This window comes from Streptomyces sp. CNQ329, assembly GCF_000482585.1.
In genome coordinates this window covers 1-20,133 of record NZ_AXVU01000022.1, presented here as the reverse complement: position 1 = coordinate 20,133, position 20,133 = coordinate 1, and the positions used below count along the sequence as shown (strand labels likewise).

The 20,133-nt window shown below is 71.3% G+C and carries 17 protein-coding genes; 6 read left to right on the top strand and 11 right to left on the bottom strand.

Going from position 1 to position 20,133, the window contains the following annotated elements; all coding sequences use genetic code 11:
• Positions 1–210: 210 nt before the first annotated feature.
• The 5 genes from I003_RS0116535 (at position 211) to I003_RS0116515 (ending at position 6,175) form a co-directional block, all read left to right on the top strand.
• Positions 211–2,370, top strand: coding sequence for an MMPL family transporter (locus I003_RS0116535; RefSeq protein ID WP_051368278.1), 2,160 nt, complete (start codon positions 211–213; stop codon positions 2,368–2,370).
• 157 nt (positions 2,371–2,527) lie between these two features.
• Positions 2,528–3,244, top strand: a complete 717-nt coding sequence (locus I003_RS32425; protein ID WP_486584250.1) for a TetR/AcrR family transcriptional regulator — start codon at positions 2,528–2,530, stop codon at positions 3,242–3,244.
• Between the two features lie 168 nt (positions 3,245–3,412).
• Positions 3,413–4,309: an LLM class flavin-dependent oxidoreductase gene (locus tag I003_RS32420; RefSeq protein WP_051368277.1), complete on the top strand. Its 897-nt coding sequence runs from the start codon at positions 3,413–3,415 to the stop codon at positions 4,307–4,309.
• A 107-nt stretch (positions 4,310–4,416) separates the two neighbouring features.
• Entirely contained in the window at positions 4,417–5,388 is a 972-nt protein-coding gene (locus I003_RS0116520) for a ketoacyl-ACP synthase III (protein ID WP_037720995.1), read from the top strand.
• Between the two features lie 37 nt (positions 5,389–5,425).
• Positions 5,426–6,175 carry an SDR family NAD(P)-dependent oxidoreductase gene (locus I003_RS0116515; protein ID WP_027772534.1) on the top strand — a complete coding sequence of 250 codons (750 nt, stop codon included), beginning with the start codon at positions 5,426–5,428 and terminating at the stop codon, positions 6,173–6,175.
• Between the two features lie 194 nt (positions 6,176–6,369).
• Here the strand turns inward: I003_RS0116515 and I003_RS32415 are convergent, their stop codons facing one another.
• The 11 genes from I003_RS32415 to I003_RS0116460 form a co-directional block, all read right to left on the bottom strand.
• Positions 6,370–7,392 carry an NADPH:quinone reductase gene (locus I003_RS32415; RefSeq protein ID WP_037720993.1) on the bottom strand — a complete coding sequence of 341 codons (1,023 nt, stop codon included), beginning with the start codon at positions 7,390–7,392 and terminating at the stop codon, positions 6,370–6,372.
• A gap of 56 nt (positions 7,393–7,448) precedes the next feature.
• The gene (locus tag I003_RS0116505) at positions 7,449–8,651 is read right to left on the bottom strand and encodes an FAD-dependent oxidoreductase (protein ID WP_027772533.1); all 1,203 of its coding nucleotides are present in this window, start codon (positions 8,649–8,651) and stop codon (positions 7,449–7,451) included.
• A 10-nt stretch (positions 8,652–8,661) separates the two neighbouring features.
• Positions 8,662–10,233 (bottom strand): AMP-binding protein, encoded by a 1,572-nt coding sequence (locus I003_RS0116500; RefSeq protein ID WP_027772532.1) that lies wholly within the window; start codon positions 10,231–10,233, stop codon positions 8,662–8,664.
• Between the two features lie 78 nt (positions 10,234–10,311).
• Positions 10,312–10,854: an SRPBCC family protein gene (locus I003_RS0116495; RefSeq protein ID WP_027772531.1), complete on the bottom strand. Its 543-nt coding sequence runs from the start codon at positions 10,852–10,854 to the stop codon at positions 10,312–10,314.
• Between the two features lie 95 nt (positions 10,855–10,949).
• Complete coding sequence (locus I003_RS36920) at positions 10,950–11,282, bottom strand: DUF6059 family protein (protein ID WP_027772530.1); 333 nt, start codon at positions 11,280–11,282, stop codon at positions 10,950–10,952.
• A gap of 9 nt (positions 11,283–11,291) precedes the next feature.
• Positions 11,292–13,172 carry an anthranilate synthase family protein gene (locus I003_RS0116485; protein WP_027772529.1) on the bottom strand — a complete coding sequence of 627 codons (1,881 nt, stop codon included), beginning with the start codon at positions 13,170–13,172 and terminating at the stop codon, positions 11,292–11,294.
• Positions 13,169–13,792, bottom strand: coding sequence for an isochorismatase family protein (locus tag I003_RS0116480; RefSeq protein WP_027772528.1), 624 nt, complete (start codon positions 13,790–13,792; stop codon positions 13,169–13,171). Before I003_RS0116480 ends, I003_RS0116485 begins: the two co-directional genes overlap by 4 nt.
• A gap of 132 nt (positions 13,793–13,924) precedes the next feature.
• Positions 13,925–14,695: a 2,3-dihydro-2,3-dihydroxybenzoate dehydrogenase gene (locus I003_RS0116475; RefSeq protein ID WP_027772527.1), complete on the bottom strand. Its 771-nt coding sequence runs from the start codon at positions 14,693–14,695 to the stop codon at positions 13,925–13,927.
• Between the two features lie 106 nt (positions 14,696–14,801).
• The gene (locus I003_RS32410) at positions 14,802–16,013 is read right to left on the bottom strand and encodes an IS701 family transposase (RefSeq protein ID WP_486584256.1); all 1,212 of its coding nucleotides are present in this window, start codon (positions 16,011–16,013) and stop codon (positions 14,802–14,804) included.
• Positions 16,014–16,029: 16 nt separating this feature from the next.
• Positions 16,030–16,971 carry a ketoacyl-ACP synthase III family protein gene (locus I003_RS0116465; protein ID WP_199784308.1) on the bottom strand — a complete coding sequence of 314 codons (942 nt, stop codon included), beginning with the start codon at positions 16,969–16,971 and terminating at the stop codon, positions 16,030–16,032.
• A 171-nt stretch (positions 16,972–17,142) separates the two neighbouring features.
• The gene (locus I003_RS0116460; RefSeq protein ID WP_051368274.1) at positions 17,143–18,102 is read right to left on the bottom strand and encodes a ParB/RepB/Spo0J family partition protein; all 960 of its coding nucleotides are present in this window, start codon (positions 18,100–18,102) and stop codon (positions 17,143–17,145) included.
• A gap of 420 nt (positions 18,103–18,522) precedes the next feature.
• Here I003_RS0116460 and I003_RS32405 point away from each other — a divergent pair, with 420 nt between their 5' ends.
• The gene (locus I003_RS32405; RefSeq protein ID WP_078564073.1) at positions 18,523–19,740 is read left to right on the top strand and encodes a 3-deoxy-7-phosphoheptulonate synthase; all 1,218 of its coding nucleotides are present in this window, start codon (positions 18,523–18,525) and stop codon (positions 19,738–19,740) included.
• Positions 19,741–20,133 lie beyond the last annotated feature (393 nt).

Sequence of the window (20,133 nt, the reverse complement as noted above, 5' to 3'; positions counted from 1 at the left end):
GACACGCCCCATCCTGTGTGCCGACCGCCCCCCTGGTACACTGTTCCGGTACCTCGTACAACGTTCTAGTACTGGAGCATCGTTCAGCGACGTGCACCAGGGCGGTCGACCGGTGACGCGTCCATCAAGCCGTGCCTCTGCCGCTCCAGGCAGGGGCACGGCTTTTTTTCCGTGCCGGACCAGATGCGAGCGAAGGAATCCGAGGAGACCATGACAGCCACCGAAGAGCTCACCCGCATCGAACGCAAGGAAGGGGTCATCGGACGTATCGCCGGCGCGTCACTTCGCAGAAAGTGGCTGGTGGTGGGCGTCTGGGTGCTCCTGGTCGTGGGGATCCTGGCAGGCGCGTCGGCGCTCGGTGACGACTACCGCGAGGACTTCTCACTGCCCGGCACCGAGTCCCAGCAGGCCGCGGAGACCCTGGCCAGGCACAGCGGGGGCGAGGTGGGCGACACGATCCAGATCGTCCTGCACCACGAGGAAGGGCTCGCCGGCGGCGAGGTCGAGCAGCGCATCGAGAGCATGCTCGACGGCGTCGCGAAGGAGGAGACGGTCGCCTTCGTCCACAGCCCGTACGCGGACGGGACCGGCATCTCCGAGGACGGCACCGTCGGCTACGCGACGGTGGCGCTGACCGTCCCCGCCGAGGAGTTCACCAAGGAGGACGCCGAGGCGATCTACGACGCCTCGCAGGTGGCCGGGGGAGACGGACTCCAGGTCGAGGTCGGCGGCCAGGCGGCGCGGAAGCTGGCCGAGTCGCAGGAGTACACCGCCGAGCTGCTGGGCCTGCTCGCCGCCCTGGTCATCCTCGTCTTCATGTTCGGCACGCTCCTGTCCGCGGGGCTGCCGCTGATCACCGCGGTCTTCGCCGTCGGATCCGCGGTCGGCGGCATCATGCTCGCCTCGCAGGCGTTCACCATCGCCGAGTGGATCCAGTACGTCATCGTCCTGGTCGGCCTCGGCGTCGGCATCGACTACGCCCTGCTGATCTTCGCCCGGTACCGCCACGAGCTGGCCGAGGGCGTCGAGCCGGACAAGGCCGCCAGGGACTCGCTGGACACGGCGGGCCGGTCGGTCTTCTTCGCCGGCTGCACGGTCATCGTGGCGCTGCTCGGCCTGGTCACCCTCGGCCTCGGCTCGCTGCGCGGCGTGGCACTGGCCCTCGCGATGACCGTACTGCTGACGATGATCGCCTCGCTGACACTGCTGCCGGCCCTGCTCGGCATCTTCGGCAATCGCTTCGCCCGCCAGTTCACCGCCCGGGCCGCCAAGCGCGTGGCCAGGGGCAAGAGCACCGAGGGCACGGCCTGGCGCAAGCTGGCCGCCGGCGCCCAGCGGCGCCCCGTCGCGGCGCTGCTGACCGCCGTGGTGGTCGTGGCTGCGCTCTGCGTGCCGGTCTTCCAGATGCGGCTCGCCTTCGCCGACGCGGGCACCGACGCGGCCGACACCACCACCCGCAAGGCGTACGACCTCCTCGCCGACGGCTTCGGTGACGGCTTCAACGGCCCGCTGCTCCTCGTGGTCGAGGGCGGCGAGGGCGGTCCCGAACAGGCCGCCACGACCGCCGTGTCGGCCGTCGCCGACACCGAGGGCGTCGCCACCGCCGCACCGCCGCTGCCCACGGAGGACGGCAAGGCCGCCATCGTGATGGTCTACCCGGAGTCCGCCCCGCAGGACTCGGAGACCACCGACCTGCTGAAGCACCTGCGCTCCGACGTGCTGCCCGGGGTGGCGGCGGACACCGACGCCACGTACCTGGTCGGCGGCTCCACGGCGTCCGCCGAGGACTACTCGACCAAGGTCGGCGGCCGGATGCCCCTGTTCATCGCGGTCGTCGTCGGGCTGTCGCTGCTGCTGTTGCTGGTGGTCTTCCGGTCGGTGCTGATCCCGCTCAAGGCGGCGCTGCTCAACCTCATCAGCATCGGAGCCGCGCTCGGGGCCACCGTTCTGGTGTTCCAGGGCGGGGTGTTCGGGGAGTCGACACCGATCGGGCCGTACATCCCGATCTTCATCTTCGCCGTGGTCTTCGGCCTCTCCATGGACTACGAGATCTTCCTGGTCTCGCGCATCCACGAGGAGTGGGTCCGGACGAAGGACACCGCCCTGGCCGTACGTGAGGGACTGGCGCACACCGGCTCCGTCATCACCGCGGCGGGCGCCATCATGATCGTGGTGTTCGGCTCGTTCATGTTCAGCGACCAGGTGCTCCTCCAGCAGATCGGCTTCGGCATGGCGGTCGCGATCTTCGTCGACGCAGTCATCATCCGCTGCCTGATCGTCCCCGCCGTCATGCAGTTGCTGGGCCGCTGGGCCTGGTGGCTGCCGGCGCCGCTGGAGCGGATCCTTCCGAAGGTCAAGCTGGAGCACTGAGGCCGGAGCGCACACCACGTCGACGTGATCCGCAGGCATCCCGCGCAGTCCCCGGACGGCGCGGGGTGCCGCTGGTCACGACCTGTTCTCACCCGACGGCTACGGTGCCGATCACTGTACGATGAGTCGCCCGTCGCACGTCGAGTCAGGAAGGGCGGTGGAGATCATCGTTGGCAAGCCTCCGGGGAGTCCGGACGCGGACACCGGCGCGGCTCGAAGCATCTGGATGCGCCGTCCGTCGGCCGCTCGTCAAGATCCCCCGCTGTCGCGTGAGCGGATCACCGAGGGGGCCATCGCCCTCCTCGACGACGAGGGCATGGACCGGCTCACCATGCGGCGGCTGGCCGAACGCCTCGGCGTCGGCGCGACGACGCTCTACTGGCACATCGACACCAAGGACGACGTCTTCGACCTCGCCATCGACGCCATCTTCGAGGAGGCCCCCCTCCCCGCGGAGCCCGGCGCCAGCTGGCGGGAGGACGTGGTCGCCGCCCTCGCCGGGTGCCGGCACATGCTGCTGAGGCACCCGTGGTCCTCGGCGCTGCCGATGCGGCCGGCGATCGGGCCGAACTTCCTGGCGTGGATGGAGGCCGTGCAGGCGATGCTGGTGCGCGGCGGGCTGAAGGGCCAGCACGTGTCGGCCGCCTTCTGGCTCCTGCTGCACCATGTCCAGGGCGCCACCACGAGCCAGTCCAGCATTCAGTGGAGCGACGAGGAAATCGCCGCGTTCCAAGAGCAACTGGACCTCCGCAAGGAACAGTACCCCACCATCGTCGAGCACAAGCTGCTCGCGTACGGGTGGGAAGCGAATTTCCATCTGGGGCTCAACTACGCGCTCGACGGGATCGAAGCACAGGTCGCATCCGGCGGCTGACGCCCATGTGCATGACCTGACAGACCCGTCCGGCCCTGTTGGACTCTTTCCCTCTCTCGCGGTGTCCTTTTCAGTGTGGGTTTCGCACGTCCAGGACACACAGGTCCGTGAGAGGAGCTCGACGTGGTCACGGCAGCGGGAACACACTCCGATTTCAATTTAGGAGTCATGCTTCCCAGTTTCGATCCGTTCCGTACCGGTGCGCCGCAGCTGTTGCGCGGCGCCCGGCTGGCCGAGGAGCTGGAGTTCTCGCTCGGCTTCGTCGGCGACCATCTGACCTTCCACACCCCGCTGCTCGAATCGAGCATCTCGCTGGCGGCCGCGATCGCCACCACCGAGCGCCTGCGCGTGGCCTACGGCGTCATGCTGCTGGGGCTGCGCCAGCCCGTGTGGGCCGCCAAGCAGATCGCCTCCCTCGCCGTGCTCTCGGGCGACCGGCTGGTGCTCGGCGTCGGCGTCGGCGGGGAGAACCCCAAGGAGTTCAAGGCCGCCGGCATCCCGATGGAGGGCCGCGGCAAGCGGGTTGACGACGCACTTGAGGTCGTCCACGCGCTGCTCCGCGGCGAGTCCGTCGACGCCGCGCACAACGCGGCCGGGATCACCTCGCCGCCGATCGCCCCGGTGCCGGCGGCACCGCCGCCGATGTTCGTCGGCGGCAGGTCCGAGGCCGCGATCCGCCGGGCGGTGCGCTGGGACGCGGACTGGCTCGCCATGTGGCTCAGCCCGGGCGGCGTGGTCCGGGCGAAGGAGACGATCGCCCGGTACGCCACCGAAAAGGGGGCGCGGGTGCCGCTCACCAAGCTCGTCGTCTTCACCCATGTCACGCACGACCGGGTGGCGGGCCGAAGGGAGGCCGAGCAGTTCTTCCGCGGCCAGTTCGGCGTGGAGAACGGCCCGCGGTTGATGAAGTACGCCGTCGTCGGCGACGAAGAGGAAACGGCCGAGCAGTTGACGGAACTGCTCGACGCCGGCGTCGACGAATTCATGCTGGCCCCGGCGGCACGCGACACCCTCGGGCAGTTCGAACGCTTCAGCGTCGTACGCAAGATGATTCAGGACAGGTAGGCCGACCGCACGTTCGCCCGTATCCGGGCAACCGGTCCGCTGTTTTTTGATCCCCGGCTGCGCGTGTGCCAGTCCGCCCTGCCCAGAAAAGAAATGAAGGAGCCTTCATGGCAATCAACCGGTCCACGAAATCAGTGGGAATACTAGGCATCGGCCACTATCTGCCCGGCGAGCCCGTGACCAACGAGACGGTGGCCGCGACCGCGGGCGTCGACATCGACTGGATCACCTCGCGGACCGGCATCCAGAGCCGGCACTACGCGCCGCCGGAGATGAAGACGTCCGATCTCGCAACGGAGGCCGCCCGCCGGGCGATTGCGAGCGCTCCGGCCGGCCTGCCGCCGGACCTGATCGTCCTGGGCACCGGCAGCCCCGACAGCCCGGCCCCGGCGACCGCGTCGTACGTACAGGACAATCTGGGCCTGACCGGCGTGCCCGCCTTCGACGTCAACTCCAGCTGCTCCGGGTTCCTGTCCGCGCTGGCCTCCGCCACCGGGATGTTCGGCGCGGGCATCGTGGCGCGCCCGGTCGTGATCGGCGCCGACACCTTCTCCCGGTGCATCGACCCGGCGGACCGCAAGACGGCGCCGCTCTTCGGTGACGGCGCGGCGGCCGTGCAGCTCGGCGAGGTCCCCGACGGCTACGGCATCCTCGCCCTCGACCTGTGGGCCGACGGCTCGAAGGCCGAGTACGCGTACACGCCGGAGCACGGCGAGTACTTCCGGATGAACGGCCGCGGCGTGAAGAACGTCGTCATGGAGATGGGCCCGAAGCTCCTCAACTCCGCGCTGGCCAAGGCCGGCGTGCGGCTGGAGCAGCTCAACCGGGTCCTCGTCCACCAGGCCAACCCCAAGCTGGTGACCTGGCTGAGCGAGTCCCTGGGGGTGGACTCCGACGTGATGCCGACCTACGGCCGGTTCACGGGCAACACGGCCACCTCCTCTGCCCCGCTGGCCCTCTCACTGGCGCACGAGGAGCGCCCGTTCCGCGACGGCGACCTGCTCGCCGTGCTGTCCGTGGGCGCCGGGATGAGCGCCGGTGCGGCGGTCGTGCGCTGGTACGAGCCGAAAGACTCCTGACCGAGGAATCCCACAACTCCGGACGGAGGAGAGTGCTGTGCAGGTCAAAGACACGGTGGCGGTGATAACCGGCGGCACCACGGGCATGGGGCTGGCGACCGCACGGCGGCTGGTGAAGGCCGGTGCGCGGGTGGTGGTGATGGGGCGCTCCGAGGCGTCCGGCAAGGCCGCCGCCGACGAGCTGGGCCCACGGGCGGCGTTCGTCGCGGGCGACGTCAACGACGACGACGCCATCGTCCGGCTCATGGACACGGCGGCGGAGATGGGCGAGCTGCGCACCCTCGTCTGCTGCGCCGGCGGCATCTACACCAAGCGCATCATGGGCAGCCGGCCGATGGGCCTGGAGGAGTTCCAGTCGGTCATCCAGACCAACCTGGTCGGCACGTTCAACACCATCCGGCACGCGGTTCCGCGGATGACCGCCCACCCGCTGGTCGAGGAGGACCGCGGCGTCATCATCACCACCTCCTCGATCACCGCCTGGGACGGGCAGATCGGGCTCTCCGCGTACGCCGCCTCCAAGGCGGCGGTCGCGGGGATGACGCTGCCGCTGGCCCGGGAGCTGGCCGAGCACGCCATCCGCGTGGTCACCATCGCTCCCGGCCTCTTCGACACGGCGGTGCTCGACGACGTGTCGGAGCGGACCCTGGCGGCGCTGCGGACCCAGCTTCCGCACCCCAAGCGGTTCGGCGAGATCGACGAGTTCGCGGCGCTCGCCGAGCACGTCATCGGCAACACGATGATCAACGGCGCGTCCCTCCGCCTGGACGCCGCCCTGCGGATGTAGGTCTCCGCCCCCGCCGGACACGGGGGTGAGCCGCGGCCGGGACGGGGATCGCTCCCCGTCCCGGCCGCGGCTTTCGCCGTACGTCCGGAAGCCGCCGCGACGTTCAGGACCCTCCGGTTGCCGCGGGCCGGACGCGTCGCGGGCGCCGGCGGAGATCCGCCGGCGCGCGCCGCACATCGGTGAAGCGACCGCCCTCAGGTACGCCGGGGCTCCGGCCCCGCCGTCCGCTGCGACGGCCGGCGCCCGGGTACGCGCAGGACGAGCTTGCCGCGTACGTCACCGGACTCGACCCGGCGGTGCGACTCGGCGGCCTCGTTCAGGGGCACGATCTCGGTGCCGGGCGGGTGCAGCGCTCCGCGCGCCATCAGCCGGTTGATGGTGGCGGCGGCCTCGGCCAGCTCCCCCGACGTGGCGTTGGAGATGGCGAAGCCGACGAGGGAGCGGTCCACCCCGTACAGCGCCCCGGCCGGCAGCGTCGGCCGGGTCTCGTAGCCGGCGAGCAGGACCGCCCGGCCGCGCCGCGCCAGCAGGTCGACGGCGGTGTCCAGGTCGTTGAGGCCGGAGGTGTCGGCGTAGAGGTCGGCGCCGGCCGGGCAGGCGGCCCGTAGCGCCTTCTGTGCCTCCGGATCGCGGTAGTCGATCACCTCGTCGGCGCCCAGGGCGCGGCAGCGCTCCGCGTCCCGGGCGCTCGCCGTGGTGACGACCCGGGCGCCGGCGTGCGCGGCCATCACGACCATCGCGCTGCCCACGTTCCCGCCGCCGCCGACGACCACCACCGTCTCGCCGACGCGCAGCCGGCCGTGGATGAACAGCCCGAGGTACGCCGTGGCCGCCGGGTGCAGCAGCGCGACGGCGTGCACGGGGTCCACCCCGTCGGGCAGCCGGTAGAGCCGGTGGGCGGGCACGACGGCCCGCTCGGCCGCGGCGCCCTGGCGCCCGCCGTGGCCGAGGCTGTTGCACCACACCCACTCACCGGGCACGAACCCGGTGCCGGCGGGGGTGCCCCCGGCCACCCTGCCGACCAGGTCGCGCCCGATGACGAAGGGGACGTCCATCGGTACGGGGAAGGCCCCCGAGCGCACGAGGGCGTCGACGACGTTGACGGTGGTGACGTCGACGTCGACCAGTACGTCCGCGGCTCCCGGCCGCGGTTCGGGCACCTCACCGAAGCGTATGACGTCCGGGGGGCCGCACTCGTTCAGGTAAGCAGCAAGCATGAGTCCCGATTCTGGTGCTCCGTCAGGGGTTCGTCCGCCGGGCCGGCGCGCGTCTGTCAGGTCCGGGGCAGGGCGGGCACGGCGGCCCGGCCGAACTCCCGCGGCCCGTGCATCCACGCCACGTAGTCGTGCAGCTCCGTCGGCGACAGCCGCGACAGCGCCGCGTTGCGCTCGGCGGCGGCGGCTCCGGCCGGGTGCCACAGCCGGGTGCTGTCCCGGGCGAGGCGGGTGATCGCGGCCGTACGCTCGCGGCGTTCCGCGTTGTACTTCCGGAGCCGCTCGGCGACGGCGTCGTCGCCGCCGTCGAGCAGGTCGCCGAGGCGCACCGCGTCCTCCAGCGCCTGGCAGGCGCCCTGGGCGGCGTAGTGGAGCATCGGGTGGGCGGCGTCGCCGAGCAGCGCCACCCGGCCGTCGGTCCAGGTGTCCACCGGGTCCCGGTCGATCAGCACCCAGGACTTCCACTCCTCCCCCAGCTCCAGCAGCCGCTGCGCGACGCCGCTGAGCGGGGCGAAGGCCGCCAGGACGTCGGCCTTGCGCGCGGGGATGCCGGCGAACGCCTCCGTGGCCCCGTTCTCCACGCTGGGCGCGAGGTTGAGATAGCGCCCGCCGGCGATGGCGTAGTGCACGAAGTGGCAGCCGGGGCCCGCCCACCAGGTGACGGCGTTCCAGCGCAGCTCCTCCGGGACCCGCTCCATCGGGATGATGGTGCGGTACACGGTGATGCCCGAGACGCGCGGCGCGCCGTCGCCGACGAGCTGCCGGCGGATCGCCGAGTGGATGCCGTCGGCCCCGATCACCACCTCGCCGGTGACCCGCTCGCCGGTGTCGAGCAGCACGGTGGCGCGGGACTCGTCCTGGCGGTAGCCGGTGACATCGGCGCGGGCGCGCAGCTCGACGGCGTCCGAGTCGCGGCAGGCGGCCAGCAGCAGCCGGTACAGCTCGCCGCGGTGGACGACGACGTACGGGTTGCCGAACCGGCGCCGGTACGCGCCCTTCAGCGGCAGGCTGTTCACGTGCGCACCGCTGACGCCGTCCATGAACCGCAGTTCGTCGATGTGCACCGCGCCCGCGCGCACCCGTTCGCCGAGTCCCAGGCGGTCGAGCGCGTGGATCCCGTTCGGTGCGAGCTGGATGCCGGCGCCCAGTTCGGCGAACTCGTCGCTGCGCTCCAGTACGACGACGCGGTGCCCGCGGCCTGCGACGCTGAGGGCCGTGGCCAGGCCGCCGATGCCGCCGCCGACGACAACTATCCTCGCCATGGGACGCCCCCTACTCGGGCGAGCCGGCGGCGGTCAGCTGCCGCGCCAGCTCCAGTCGTTTGATCTTCTTCGTCGCGGTCTGCGGCAGGTCTGCCAGCCGGTAGTACACCGGGTCGGCCATCGCCGGCAGCTCGGCCGCCGCGCTCCGCCAGGTCTCCGGGTCCAGCGGCCGGCCGTCCTTGGTGCACACGACGGGTACGGCGGTGCCGTCGGCGCCGGGCACGATGACGACCTCGGCGAGCGCGTCGAGCTTCGCGAACAGGGCGTCCTCGGCGGCCAGGGTGCTGCCGAAACCGGGGATCAGGTCGACCTCGCGGTCGAGCAGGTGGACACAGCCCCACTTCGTCCGGTAGCCCACGTCGCCCATCCGCCACCAGCCGTCGTCGAGCTGCTGCGCGTAGCGCTCCGGCTCGCCGAGGTAGGTCTTGATCCGCCCGTCGCTGCGCACCTCGATGAACCCGGGGTTCTCCCGCGACGGCGGCCGGCCGTCCCGGCTGACGACGCGGGCGTCGGTCATGCCGGGTACGGGGGTGCCGACGCAGCGGCCGTCGGCGTCCAGCGCGCGCCGCTTGGTGAACGCCCGTACCATCGCCGGGCCGATCTCGCTCTGCCCGTAGATCTGCCCGAACAGCGGTGCCCGCCGCTTCGAGGCGTGCAGCAGCCGGTGCACGGTGCGCGGGTGGATCGCGTCGAAGGTGCTGCTGAAGAGCTTCACGTTGGCAAGCGGCCCGCGCGGGTCGTCGGCCAGCGGCTCCCAGCTCATGTACGAGTTGGGATGCGCCTCCAGGATGCCCGGGCGCAACCGCGTGAACAGGTCCGCCGTCGGCTCCGGTTCGCCGTCGCGGAGCACCACCACGGGGAAGCTGTTCAGCAGGGAGATGGCCAGGGCGGTGACCAGTCGCGAGTGGACGAACGAGACGTGGATCGCGATCGTCTCGCGCCGGCGGATGAAGGGCAGGATCGACATCCGCTGCGGCCGGTACCGGGCCTGCATGGTGCGTGCCGTGTGCACGGCGAGCTTGGGGACGCCGGTGGTGCCGGAGGTGTGCGTGATGAGCATCGGGTGGTCGGCCGGCATGGCGATCGCCGGCACCCGGGGGCTGCCGGCCAGGTCGGCGAGCTTCCCCGCGTCCGGGTGGTGACCGGTGGTCAGGAGCACGCTCTCGGCCAGCCCGAAGACCTCCTCGGGCAGTTCGTCGTCGAGCTTGGCCTGATCGGTGAGCAGGTGGGGCCGGTCGGTGCGGCGGACCAGTTCGGTGGTGGTCGCGCCGTCGAGCTTCGGCGAGAGCAGCACCGGCACCGCGCCGATGCGGTTGGCCGCACAGGCGAGCAGCATGATGTCGAAGCCGTCGGACTTGTAGACCACCACCCGCTCCCCCGGACGGATACCGGCGGCCCGCAGCCGGGAGGCGTAGTCCGCCACCAGGTCGGCCACCTCCGCGACGGTGGCCCGCCGGCCGAGGCCGGGGGCGATGTCCAGGTCGTGGTCGAGGATCAGCACGTTCGCCGGACAGCGTGACGCCGCGCGCTCGAAGAGCGTCCCGAGCCGGAGACCGTTGTTCCCTATGCGTTGCAGCAGCATTTCCATCCGCCCTCTCGCGCAAAAGGCTGCGAATACCTCGGGAACCCGGCGGCGCGGAAGCGCCGCCGAAGCCGTTCTTCAGTTCTTCTCCACGACGTCCTTGATGCGCTGGACCGTGGCCTCCATGTCGCTCTTGAGCTTCACCGCCCAGTCGGCGAAGAACTCCTTCTTTTCCGTCTCCGACATGTTCGCGATAATGCCGCGGATGCCCTCGGTGGCCTTTCCCATCCAGAAGCTGTGCACCAGGACGGCGCCGTCGCCGGCGGGCTTGATCTCGTACGACCAGATGCTCTCCTGGCGCTGTCCGGCGCGGTTGCGCATCGACCAGCCGAACCGGCGCCCCGGCACGGCGGCGACGACCTCGGACTCGGTGGCCCACTCGCCGCGGACGACGGGCGCCCAGGCCACGACGTCTTTGCTGCGGTAGTTCCGGCCACGGAAGACGGCGCCCACGGTCGCGGGCTCGCCGGTGATCCACTCGCCGCCCCGGCACTCGGGGCTCCACGCACCGCTGCGCGGGAGGTCACTGACGGTCGCGTACAGCTCCGCCGCCGAGGCGGCGACGCGGGTCTCGGCGCGGACTTCGAAGAGGGGGCCTTCCCCCATCGGGATATCAGTCATAACGAGCAGCTTCGCGAGGGAAAGGGAACACGGTCAACGGTCGCCCGCGGGGTCCGTCAAGTCAGCGCGAAAAGCCTGCACCTGCGGATCCCGGATCACGGCCGGCGCCGCCGCATTTGACGCAGGAGCAATTCCTCCTGCTCAGTCAGCGCGGCGTCGGGAAGAAGCCGCTCGGGGTGTCCCGGCGGCGGCTCGGAAAGGCGCGGCACCTTCAGCGCACGGGAATTCCGGGCGCGTGCGCGTACGGCCGGACCCCGCTCCGCTCGGCGGCGCCGTCCCTCAGCGCGCCCGTGAGGGGGGACGAGCTCAGCGGCGCCGCACCTCATCGCGCCCATGAGGTGGAACGAGCCCAGGGCCACGAGGGCGGCCCACGTCTGCCCTAGCAGCCCGTCGACCAGGACGCGCTTGACCAGCGTGCGGAAGAACACGGCATCACCTCATGCGCCGAGCAGGTCGGTCAGCAGCCGCGAGAGGATCCGCGGGCCGTTGCGGGTGAGGACGGACTCGGCGTGGAACTGGACGGATGCGAAGCGGCGCGCACGCAGCGCGTGCACCTCCCCGGTGTGCCGGTCCCGGCTCACCTCCACCAGCCCGGCGCGGGGCAGTTCGGCCTTGTCCTCGTGGCACCGGGCGGCGAACGTGTTGTAGAACCCGACGGTCTCCCGCTCGCCGAAGAGGTCGATCTCCCGCTGCGTCCCCTGGTTGGGGACCTCGCGGCGCACCAGGTCCAGGCCCAGCAGGGAGCTGAGGACCTGGTGGCTCAGGCAGACGGCGAGAAACGGGCGGCCCCCGTCGAGCAGGGCGTCGACGGCCGCGCGCAGGAAGGCGATCTTCGGGTGCCCGCCGTCCCGCGGGTCGCCGGGGCCGGGGCCCATGACGACGAGGTCGTGGTCGGCGAACGAGTGGTCCTCGTCGTAGCGCGTCACCCGCACCGACAGCCCGAGGGAGCGGAGTTGCTCGTCGAGCATCGAGGTGAAGGTGTCCTCGGCGTCGACGACGCCCACCTTCAGCCCCGCGAGCGCCGGCGCCGGCGGCGCGGCGCCGTCCGCGGCGCCGCCGGCCAGCCAGAAACCGGAGATGGTCGCGTTGCGCCCGGCCAGGGCCTCGCGCACGCTGGGGTGGTCGGCGAGCGACGGCTGCCGCCCGCCCTCCAGCGCGGCCAGCAGGCCGCCCGCCTTGGCCTTGGTCTCCGCCACCTCCGAGAGGGGGTCGGAGTGCCGGACCAGGGTGGCGCCGACGCCGATGTCGATGCGCCCCTCGGCGTCGATGTCCGCCGTGCGGATGAGGATGGAGGAGTCCATGGTGCGGGCACCCCTCCCGTCGCGGCCGATGAGGGCGACGACGCCGCTGTAGTAGCCGCGCCCTGCGGGCTCGTACTTCTCGATCACCCTGCAGGCGCTCTCCAGCGGGCTGCCGGTGACGGTGGGGGCGAACAGCGTCTCGTGCAGGATGTCGCGGGGGTCGCGGCTGCTGCGTCCCTCGATGAGGTACTCGGTGTGCGCGAGCCGCGCCATCTCCTTCAGGTACGGGCCGACGGCCCGCGAACCACCGTCGCAGATGCGCGACATCATCTTCAGTTCCTCGTCGAGGACCATGTACAGCTCGTCGGTCTCCTTGCGGTCCGCGAGGAACTCCAGCAACTCGCCCAGCGCCGGCCCGGAGGGCGGGTAGCGGTACGTGCCGCTGATCGGGTTCATCACGGCCACACCGTCGCCGAGGCTGACGTGCCGCTCGGGCGAGGCGCCGACGAACGTGCGGGTGCCGGTGTGCACCAGGTAGACCCAGTACGCGCCGGTCTCCTTGCCCACCAGGCTGCGGAAGAAGGACAGTGCGCACCGCGTCGAGTAGTCCCGGATCCGGGCCTGGTAGGAGCGCTTGACGACGAAGTTCGCGCCCTCTCCCATGCCGATCTCGTCCGCGACGACGTCCCGCACGGTGGCCGCGTACGACTCGTCGTCCGGCGTGAAGTGCCCGCCTGTCAGCTCGGTCGGCACGTCGGGCAGCCGGCGCAGCGCGTCGGCCAGGGGCATGGTGTCCTGCCGGGTCACGGTCATCGTCAGCAGCGGCTCGCCGTCGTCCACGCAGGCGTACCCGCGCTCGGCGATCTGCCGGTACGGCACGAGTACCAGCGCGTCGTGCCGCGCGCCGCCCGGGTAGGGGGCGGCGGGCGGCAGCGGGACGCCGGCGAGGGTGCCGGCGGCGGACATCCGCCCGACGAGCACGTCGAGTCGCTCCGGGCCGCCCGACTCGGGCCGGTAGAGCAGGGCGAACGGCGGTGGCTGCGCCGCCAGTACGGGACCGAGCGGGTCCGGGGTCATGAGACGACCTCCTTGACGGTGGTCACGACGGCGCAGCACCGGGCCGCGTACTCCAGCGCCTGCCGGTGACGGTCGGCGGTGAAGTCGGCGACGGCGTCCGCGACCAGGAACGTCTCGATGTCGTTGCTGAACGCCTCCACCGCGGTCATCAGCACCCCGATGTGTGCGTAAACGCCGCAGACGACGAGTTGGTCGCGCCCCTGCGCCCGCATCCGCGCGAGCAGGTCGGAGGCGAAGAAGGCGCTGTAGCGCCATTTGGTGAACACCCAGTCGCCGCCCGCGGGCGCCAGCCACGGCACGATCTCCCGGTGCTCCGGGGAGCTGTCCATGCCGGGGCCCCAGAACTCCTTGAGCAGACCGCGTTGTTGCGCGGTCATGCCGCCGGGCTGGGCGGTGTACGCCACCGGGGCGCCCCGGGTGGTGAAGTGCCCGCGTAACCGGGCGGCGTTGGCGAGCAGTTCGTCCCGCGGCGAGTCCGGCAGCGCCCTGAGGAAGAAGCGCTGCATGTCGTGGATGAGCAGCACCGCGCGATCGGGCTGCACGGTCCACGAGGCGATGTTCTCGGGCAGGTCGTATGCGCTCGGCATCGCGTACGGCTCCGTGGTGGGAATGCCGGCCATGGTGCTCCCGTGGTTGTCGACCGGCCCCCGCTGGGAGCCGTCGGTTGCTGGTGACGTGCTGTCGGCTCCCGCCCGGTGCGGGTGGCCGCGTGGAGCCCCCGGCCCCGTGTGCTGCGCCCCGGTACGCCCCGGCTACACGCCGAGGGTGGCGCCGCCGTCGACGGTGAGGCTGTGCATGGTGATGTGCCCCGCGCCGTCGGAGAGCAGGAACGCGACGGCGTCGGCGACGTCGGACGGCTGGGCGAGCTTGCCGAGCGGGATGCCGACCTTGTAGTCCTCCGGGTGGCCGGCGACCAGGCCGTGGCGGTCGACCTCCCCGCCGCCCATGGAGCTGAGCATCGGGGTGTCGGTCGAGCCGGGCGCCACCACGTTGCAGCGGATGCCGTACCGGGCGACCTCCAGCCCCAGGCACCGCGTGAACATCGTCGCGGCGGCCTTGGAAGCGGAGTAGGCGGCCATCTCGGTACGGGCCGTGCCCGCGGCGTTCGAGGCCACGGTGACGATCGCACCGCGACGGCGGGGCACCATGCGGACGACGGCGGCGCGCGACATCAGAAAGACGCCGGTGGTGTTCACCGAGAAGGTGGTGTACCAGTCCTGGTCGGTGAGTTCGCAGACCGCGCCGAGGCGCAGCACGCCGGCGGTGTTCACGAGAAAGTCCAGGGGGCCCAGGCGGTCCTCCACCGACCCGACGACGTCCTCGACGTCCGCCGGGTCGGTGACGTCGGCGGGGAACGCCTCCGCGGCCATGCCGTCCGCGGCGAGCTTCTCCACCGTCTGGGAGAGGCGGCGGGCGTCGAGGTCCACCGCGGCGACGCGTACGCCGCGTTCACCCAGTGCCGCGGCCACCGCGGCACCTATTCCCCCGGCCGCTCCAGTGACCAATGCGACTTTTTCCTCCATGTGTCGGTCCTCCTTCCGCGAGAACGCGGCATGCGTGATCCTGTGGCGCCGGGTGGTTGCACGGCAACGCACCCCGGCGTACTTCGTCAGGTGGTGGCGGCCGTGTTCAGGACGGCACGGCCAGTGCCATGTCACGGTTTCCGGACAGCAGCAGAGAAACGGCGTGGGCGACCGACGCAAGTGTCATGTGCCGGTGCCAGCCGCAGAATGAACGGCCTACATAGTCTTCTATGCCGACGCTTTTCGCGGTGCCGGCGTAGTCGTGATCGACCCGCTTCAGCAGCGTGCACAGCCGGAGCAGCGGGGCGGGCTGCGCCGCCGGCAGGTCGGTGAGCCAGAGCTGCGGCGTCTCGCGCTTGCCGCGCTCCGTCAGTCCCATCAGCGTGAGGCTGCCCCCGCCGCGCGGCAGGGCCGACCCGGTGGCGCGGTCGACCAGTCCGACGGTGACGCCCGCCAGTTGGCCCATGCGTACGCCGCCCGCCATGTGGTCCCACCACCGCACCGGCCGCCGCGCGCCCCGGGAGGCGCGCATCAGCTCGCCCGCCGGGATCCGCGAGGACACCCGGTGCCCGGTGAGCGCGCGGTCCGCGACCATCAGCGGCACCGACTCGTCCACGCGGGCCATGACGGGGATGCCGGCCCGGCCGAGCCCGCCGACGATCGTCCCCACGTTCAGCCCGCGGGCGTCCAGCACCACGGGGCGTATCGGCAGGTCCCAGTCGTGTACCAGGCCGAGGCAGAGCCGGGTGATCTGGTCCGCGTAGCTCTCCGGGACGGCGTCGTCGGGTATCGCCGCGCGCCGTCGCCTCACGGGGTCGTCGAGCCAGCCCTGCGGCAGGTGCAGCTCCCAGTCGAGGGGGGTGCTGCGCTCCCCGGACGCGGCCCACACGCCCACGGCCTGCTGGGCGTTGAGCACCCGGCCCACCGCCGGGACGAACCGGCGGGCGACGCCGACGGAGTGCTCGCCGACCTTCTGCACCAGGGCCCTGCGCACCACCCAGGCGTCGACGGGAAAGCGCGGGAGGAGGTAGTGGGCGAGCGCCTGGCGCACCGGCCGCCACGCCCAGGTGGACTGGTTGATGAAGTGGTGCAGGCTCTGGTCCGCCGCCCGGCCGCCGATCCGGCTGGCCATGTTCCGCGCCGATTTCCGTCCCGGGGTGTGCAGCAGGCCCGTGACGTATTCGATGCCCTTGCGGCGCTGATCCGCCCGCGGTAACGAGGCGAAGAGCGATCCCAGCAGATCCGCCGGGAGTTCAGTTGCGTATATCGCATCGCCGATGAATGTACTCGGGTAGGTGACGCTCCCCCGCTTTCGCACTAGAGACAACCCCTCTTCACCTGTCAGCCGACTCAAGAATCTCGACCACGGCGCATGCCGCTTCCCTTCCGGGAACGCAGCTCAGCAGCAGCACGCGGTCCCCCTTTCCGACTTCGCCGCCCTCCCATACGTGCGCCAGGCCGCGTATCTGGTCGACCGGCCCCGCGTGCCCGACGCGCCGGGTGAACTCCCAGGTGCTGCGCTCCTCCTCGATGCCCAGCGGGCCGAGGACCACCTCGTGCAGTCCCTGCCGGGTGAACCCGTCGTGGACGACCCGGGCGATGTCGTCCATGACGGCCCCGGCGCTCTGCAGCGCCCGCTCCGCGGCGTCTTCGAGCACCGCGCCGGGTTCTGCGGGCCGGGAGCCGTCGCCGTTCCACGACTTCTTGGCGAAGTACTCCATCCGCTCCCGGAAGCCGAGCGCGCCGCGCCGCCGCGGCGCCGGCCCGGTGCCGGAGGCGAACTCGATGGCCACCACCCGGGCGAACCCGCGCCGGCGCGAGAGCACCACGGCGCCGCCGCCGTCGGCCAGCACGAACTGCTCGCACGCGCGCCAGCGGTGCACCGACGGCGCGCCGAAGTTGTCGGCGCAGGTGAGCAACGCGGCCGGCTGCTCCGGCTCGGCCAGGAGGTGGCTCATGGCCAGGCGCAGACCGGAGAAGAAGCCGACGCACCCGTTGCGGACCTCGACGGAGATCATCCGGCGCGGCTCGACGGCGTGGCGGTTGATGTAGTGCTGCGCGGACCAGCGCCCCGGACCCGGCGAGTGGATGTGGGCGTGGAAGGCGGCGCCGATGTCGGCCGCGGAGTGCCCTGACCGGCCCAGCGCCACTCTGGGGGCCTCCACGGCGAGATCGGGCGCCGGGGCGGAGCCGGCGACGGTGACGGACTCCAGGCCGCCGCGCTCCCGCTCGTCCGCGTCGTACCAGCCCTGACGTACCGCCTCTGCGGTCGCCACGCTTTCGGTGGCGGCCGTTCCTATGCCAGCGAGAAAAACGTCGTTCCCCTGCATGCGACCCAGCTCTCAACGAGTTTGCGGACATGCTCGGTTGACAACCGAAAAGAAAGGAAGTGCGTGATTACGCTTGATTTGCGAACTCTATGCCGCGGCGGCGCTGTCCAACCAGGCTCAGCCGGCGTCGGTTCGCACGCGGTGCTCCAGCTCCTCGGCCAGCACCGCCCAGGCGGCGGCGCAGCTCCGGGCGAGGTCGGCGACCACCGGCGCCCAGTGTTTGGGCAGGCTGGAGCCGACGTCGCGCATCGCCTCCGGGGCGACCGCGTGCCGCTGGAGCCAGCGGATGGCCTGGCGGCCGGAGTCGCTGAACCGGACCGACGGGTCGTTGCTCAGCTTCTCCAGCACGGCGCCCCGGTCCACGCCGGCGGACCGCACCGGCACCCGCGTCCCCGGGTCCCCGTCCGCCCGGACGGGGTCGTCCCCCTCGCAGCGCTCGGCCGCGGCCTCCGCGCCCGGGTCTCTGTACCTGGCCGGCACCGGGTCCTCGCCCCGGCCCGTCCGCTGCACCACGTCACGGACCGTGGACGGGGACAACCCCGTCGCCCGTGCGATTGTGCGCAGCCCCGCCGCCGGGTCGGCCCGCATCAGCGCCGCAGCCTGGCGGCGCTTGGCCGCGGTGTTCACCGAGTGCATCCGGCCGTCCTTGCCGAGCCGGGTGTCCAGGTGGGGAATCTCCCCAGTCGTACGGGCCCGGATGGTGCCGACGGTCTTGTGCGAGATCCCGGCCGCCGCGGCGATGGCCCGGTCGGACCACTCCGGGTGGATACCGACGATGTGCCGGGCCGCGGCCTTCCGGTCCGCCAGCGTGAGCGGAAGGCCGTGGGTGACGTTGGCGTGCACCGCGATCAGGTACGCGGTGTCGTCGTCGCAGTCGATCAGCCGGGCCTCGATCGCCTCCCAGCCCTTCGACTGGGCGGCCCGGACCCGGTGCATCCCGTCGATGACCCGCATCGTGGGCCGGTGGACCGTGATCGGCGGCAGCCGGTCCACCGCCTCGGCGAGCACCCGGATGTGCTCGGCGTTTTCCTCGGACTGCCGCGGCGTATTCCCGAGGATCAGCGAGTCGATGGGCATAATGACGGTCGGGTGATTTTCGAGATGCACCGCCAGGGCTGCGGCACTGCCCGTTACAGGTTCGAGTTCATCGAGTTCGGACCGCGTTTTCCTGCTGCGCACTTCCCGTAACCGACCGGCTTGTCCGACGACACTTTCGGTCATACGAACCGCTCCCCACATGGGATCTTCAGTACGCTCCTCAACTGTCCGCTGCCCCCACTTATCGAGCCGTCCGATCGACTCGGCAAACAGTTCCTGATCAGGGTATGCGGACGGCATCCCTTGATCACAATGCGGCCTGGTTAACAGGTTCCTGCCAGCGGTTGGATCCGTTATCCGCCCCCCATCTCGCCTTCACTTGCACACCACCGACTCCCGGTTAAAGTGAGGGGAATCCAACACTCCGGCATCTGACTCACGGTGGGGGAACCCCGTCTCATGGACCATCAGGACACCTCTTTAGCCGAAACGTCGGTGCCCGGCGGCGCACAGAGCGCATACCGGGCCCACCTCGACGCGTGGAGCCGCCTTGTCGCGGCCCAGCAACCGTCGTGGGAATACGACCCGGAACTCGGCCAGGCACGCGCCGAACTCGGCGTCAAGCCCGCCCTCGTCGAGCAGCCGGACGTGCTCGCGCTGCGCGGCCTCCTGGCCCGTGTGGAGGCCGGGGACGCCCACCTCCTGCACGTGGGCGAATGCGCAGAGCTGTTCGACATGGCCGAACCGGAATACGTCGGGGAGCGGCTGCGGCTCTACCAGCGCATGGCGGACCGGCTCGCCGAACGCACCGGAAAGGAAGCCGTCCTGCTCGCCCGTATGGCCGGCCAGCACGCCAAACCGCGCAGCAGCCCCACCGAAGTGCTGCCCAGCGGCGAAGAGCTGGCCGTCTACCGCGGCGACGCGGTCAACCGGCGCACGCCGGAAGCCGACGCCAGAAAGCCCGATCCGTGGCGTCTGCTGGAGAGTTATCACGCCTCGGCGGAAACTCTGGAACTCCTCCGCCAGGAACCGCAGGGAAAACACCGGGTATTCGTTTCCCACGAAGCTCTCCTCCGTGATTACGAGGAGCCGATGACCCGGGGCCGCGACACGCTTTATGCCACCACCGGACACCTGGTGTGGATCGGGGAACGCACCCGCAGACTATGGAACTGGCATATCCAGTGGGCGCGTTCCATCGCGAATCCGGTGGGCGTGAAGTTCGGCCCTTCCGCGACTCCGTACGACGTATTCGACGTCGTCCGCACCCTCAATCCGGAAGGCGAGCACGGGCGACTCAGTGTCATTCTCCGCATGGGCGCCGAGGGCGCGGCGGACCATATCGACCCGGCCATCAAGGCGGTGACGGAGGCCAGTTCACCGGTGCTCTGGCAGTGCGATCCGATGCACGGCAACACGCGGAAACTCGGCAACTCCAAGTTCCGGCTGCTGCCCGATCTGCGCTCCGAGGTCACGACGTTCGTCCGCAGTCTGCGGCGGGCCGGGCACCACCCGGGTGGGCTGCACCTCGAAGTCACCCCGTATGACGTGTGCGAATGCCACGAGAGCGTCGCCACGGCCGCCGACGGTCACCCGGCGCCGCCGTGCGACCCCCGGCTCAACGCCGATCAGTCGATGGAGATGGTGGACCACTTCGCGGCCGAGGTCGCGGGCTGACGGAGCACGACGCCGTACGGCCCCGGGCGGTCGGCGTCAGGCACCGGGTACGGGGGTCGCGCGGGGCTCGGGCACCCTCGTACGGCGACGCCCCCGTTATGTTTTTCGCGGTCCTGCAAGAGGGCCGCTGGCCTCCGGGCCCGGCATGACTGTTCCCCCCTGTCGAACGGATGACCTGGGGGGTGGTGTCACCGGGCCCGAGGGGTGCCGTTGGAGACGCTGATGAGAGGTCCGACCACCGCCTCGCCGAGCGCAATGCCCGGCCGTTCGCGGGCGGCAGGTCTGCATAACGTGGATGCGCGCGTACGGCGCCAACTCCCTGGCCAGCACCGCACCGAAGCAGTTGGGAGCACGATGTACGCCATCGGCGACGTGGGCGTCTTCCTCGGCCTG

Coding starts and splice junctions, on each gene's coding strand:
- I003_RS0116460 (WP_051368274.1), bottom strand. CDS start 18,102: ATGCCCATCGACTCGCTGATCCTCGGGAATACGCCGCGGCAGTCCGAG.
- I003_RS0116475 (WP_027772527.1), bottom strand. CDS start 14,695: ATGGAGGAAAAAGTCGCATTGGTCACTGGAGCGGCCGGGGGAATAGGT.
- I003_RS32405 (WP_078564073.1), top strand. CDS start 18,523: ATGGACCATCAGGACACCTCTTTAGCCGAAACGTCGGTGCCCGGCGGC.
- I003_RS0116535 (WP_051368278.1), top strand. CDS start 211: ATGACAGCCACCGAAGAGCTCACCCGCATCGAACGCAAGGAAGGGGTC.
- I003_RS0116500 (WP_027772532.1), bottom strand. CDS start 10,233: ATGCTGCTGCAACGCATAGGGAACAACGGTCTCCGGCTCGGGACGCTC.
- I003_RS0116485 (WP_027772529.1), bottom strand. CDS start 13,172: ATGACCCCGGACCCGCTCGGTCCCGTACTGGCGGCGCAGCCACCGCCG.
- I003_RS0116505 (WP_027772533.1), bottom strand. CDS start 8,651: ATGGCGAGGATAGTTGTCGTCGGCGGCGGCATCGGCGGCCTGGCCACG.
- I003_RS0116480 (WP_027772528.1), bottom strand. CDS start 13,792: ATGGCCGGCATTCCCACCACGGAGCCGTACGCGATGCCGAGCGCATAC.
- I003_RS0116520 (WP_037720995.1), top strand. CDS start 4,417: ATGGCAATCAACCGGTCCACGAAATCAGTGGGAATACTAGGCATCGGC.
- I003_RS32415 (WP_037720993.1), bottom strand. CDS start 7,392: ATGCTTGCTGCTTACCTGAACGAGTGCGGCCCCCCGGACGTCATACGC.
- I003_RS0116495 (WP_027772531.1), bottom strand. CDS start 10,854: ATGACTGATATCCCGATGGGGGAAGGCCCCCTCTTCGAAGTCCGCGCC.
- I003_RS32420 (WP_051368277.1), top strand. CDS start 3,413: ATGCTTCCCAGTTTCGATCCGTTCCGTACCGGTGCGCCGCAGCTGTTG.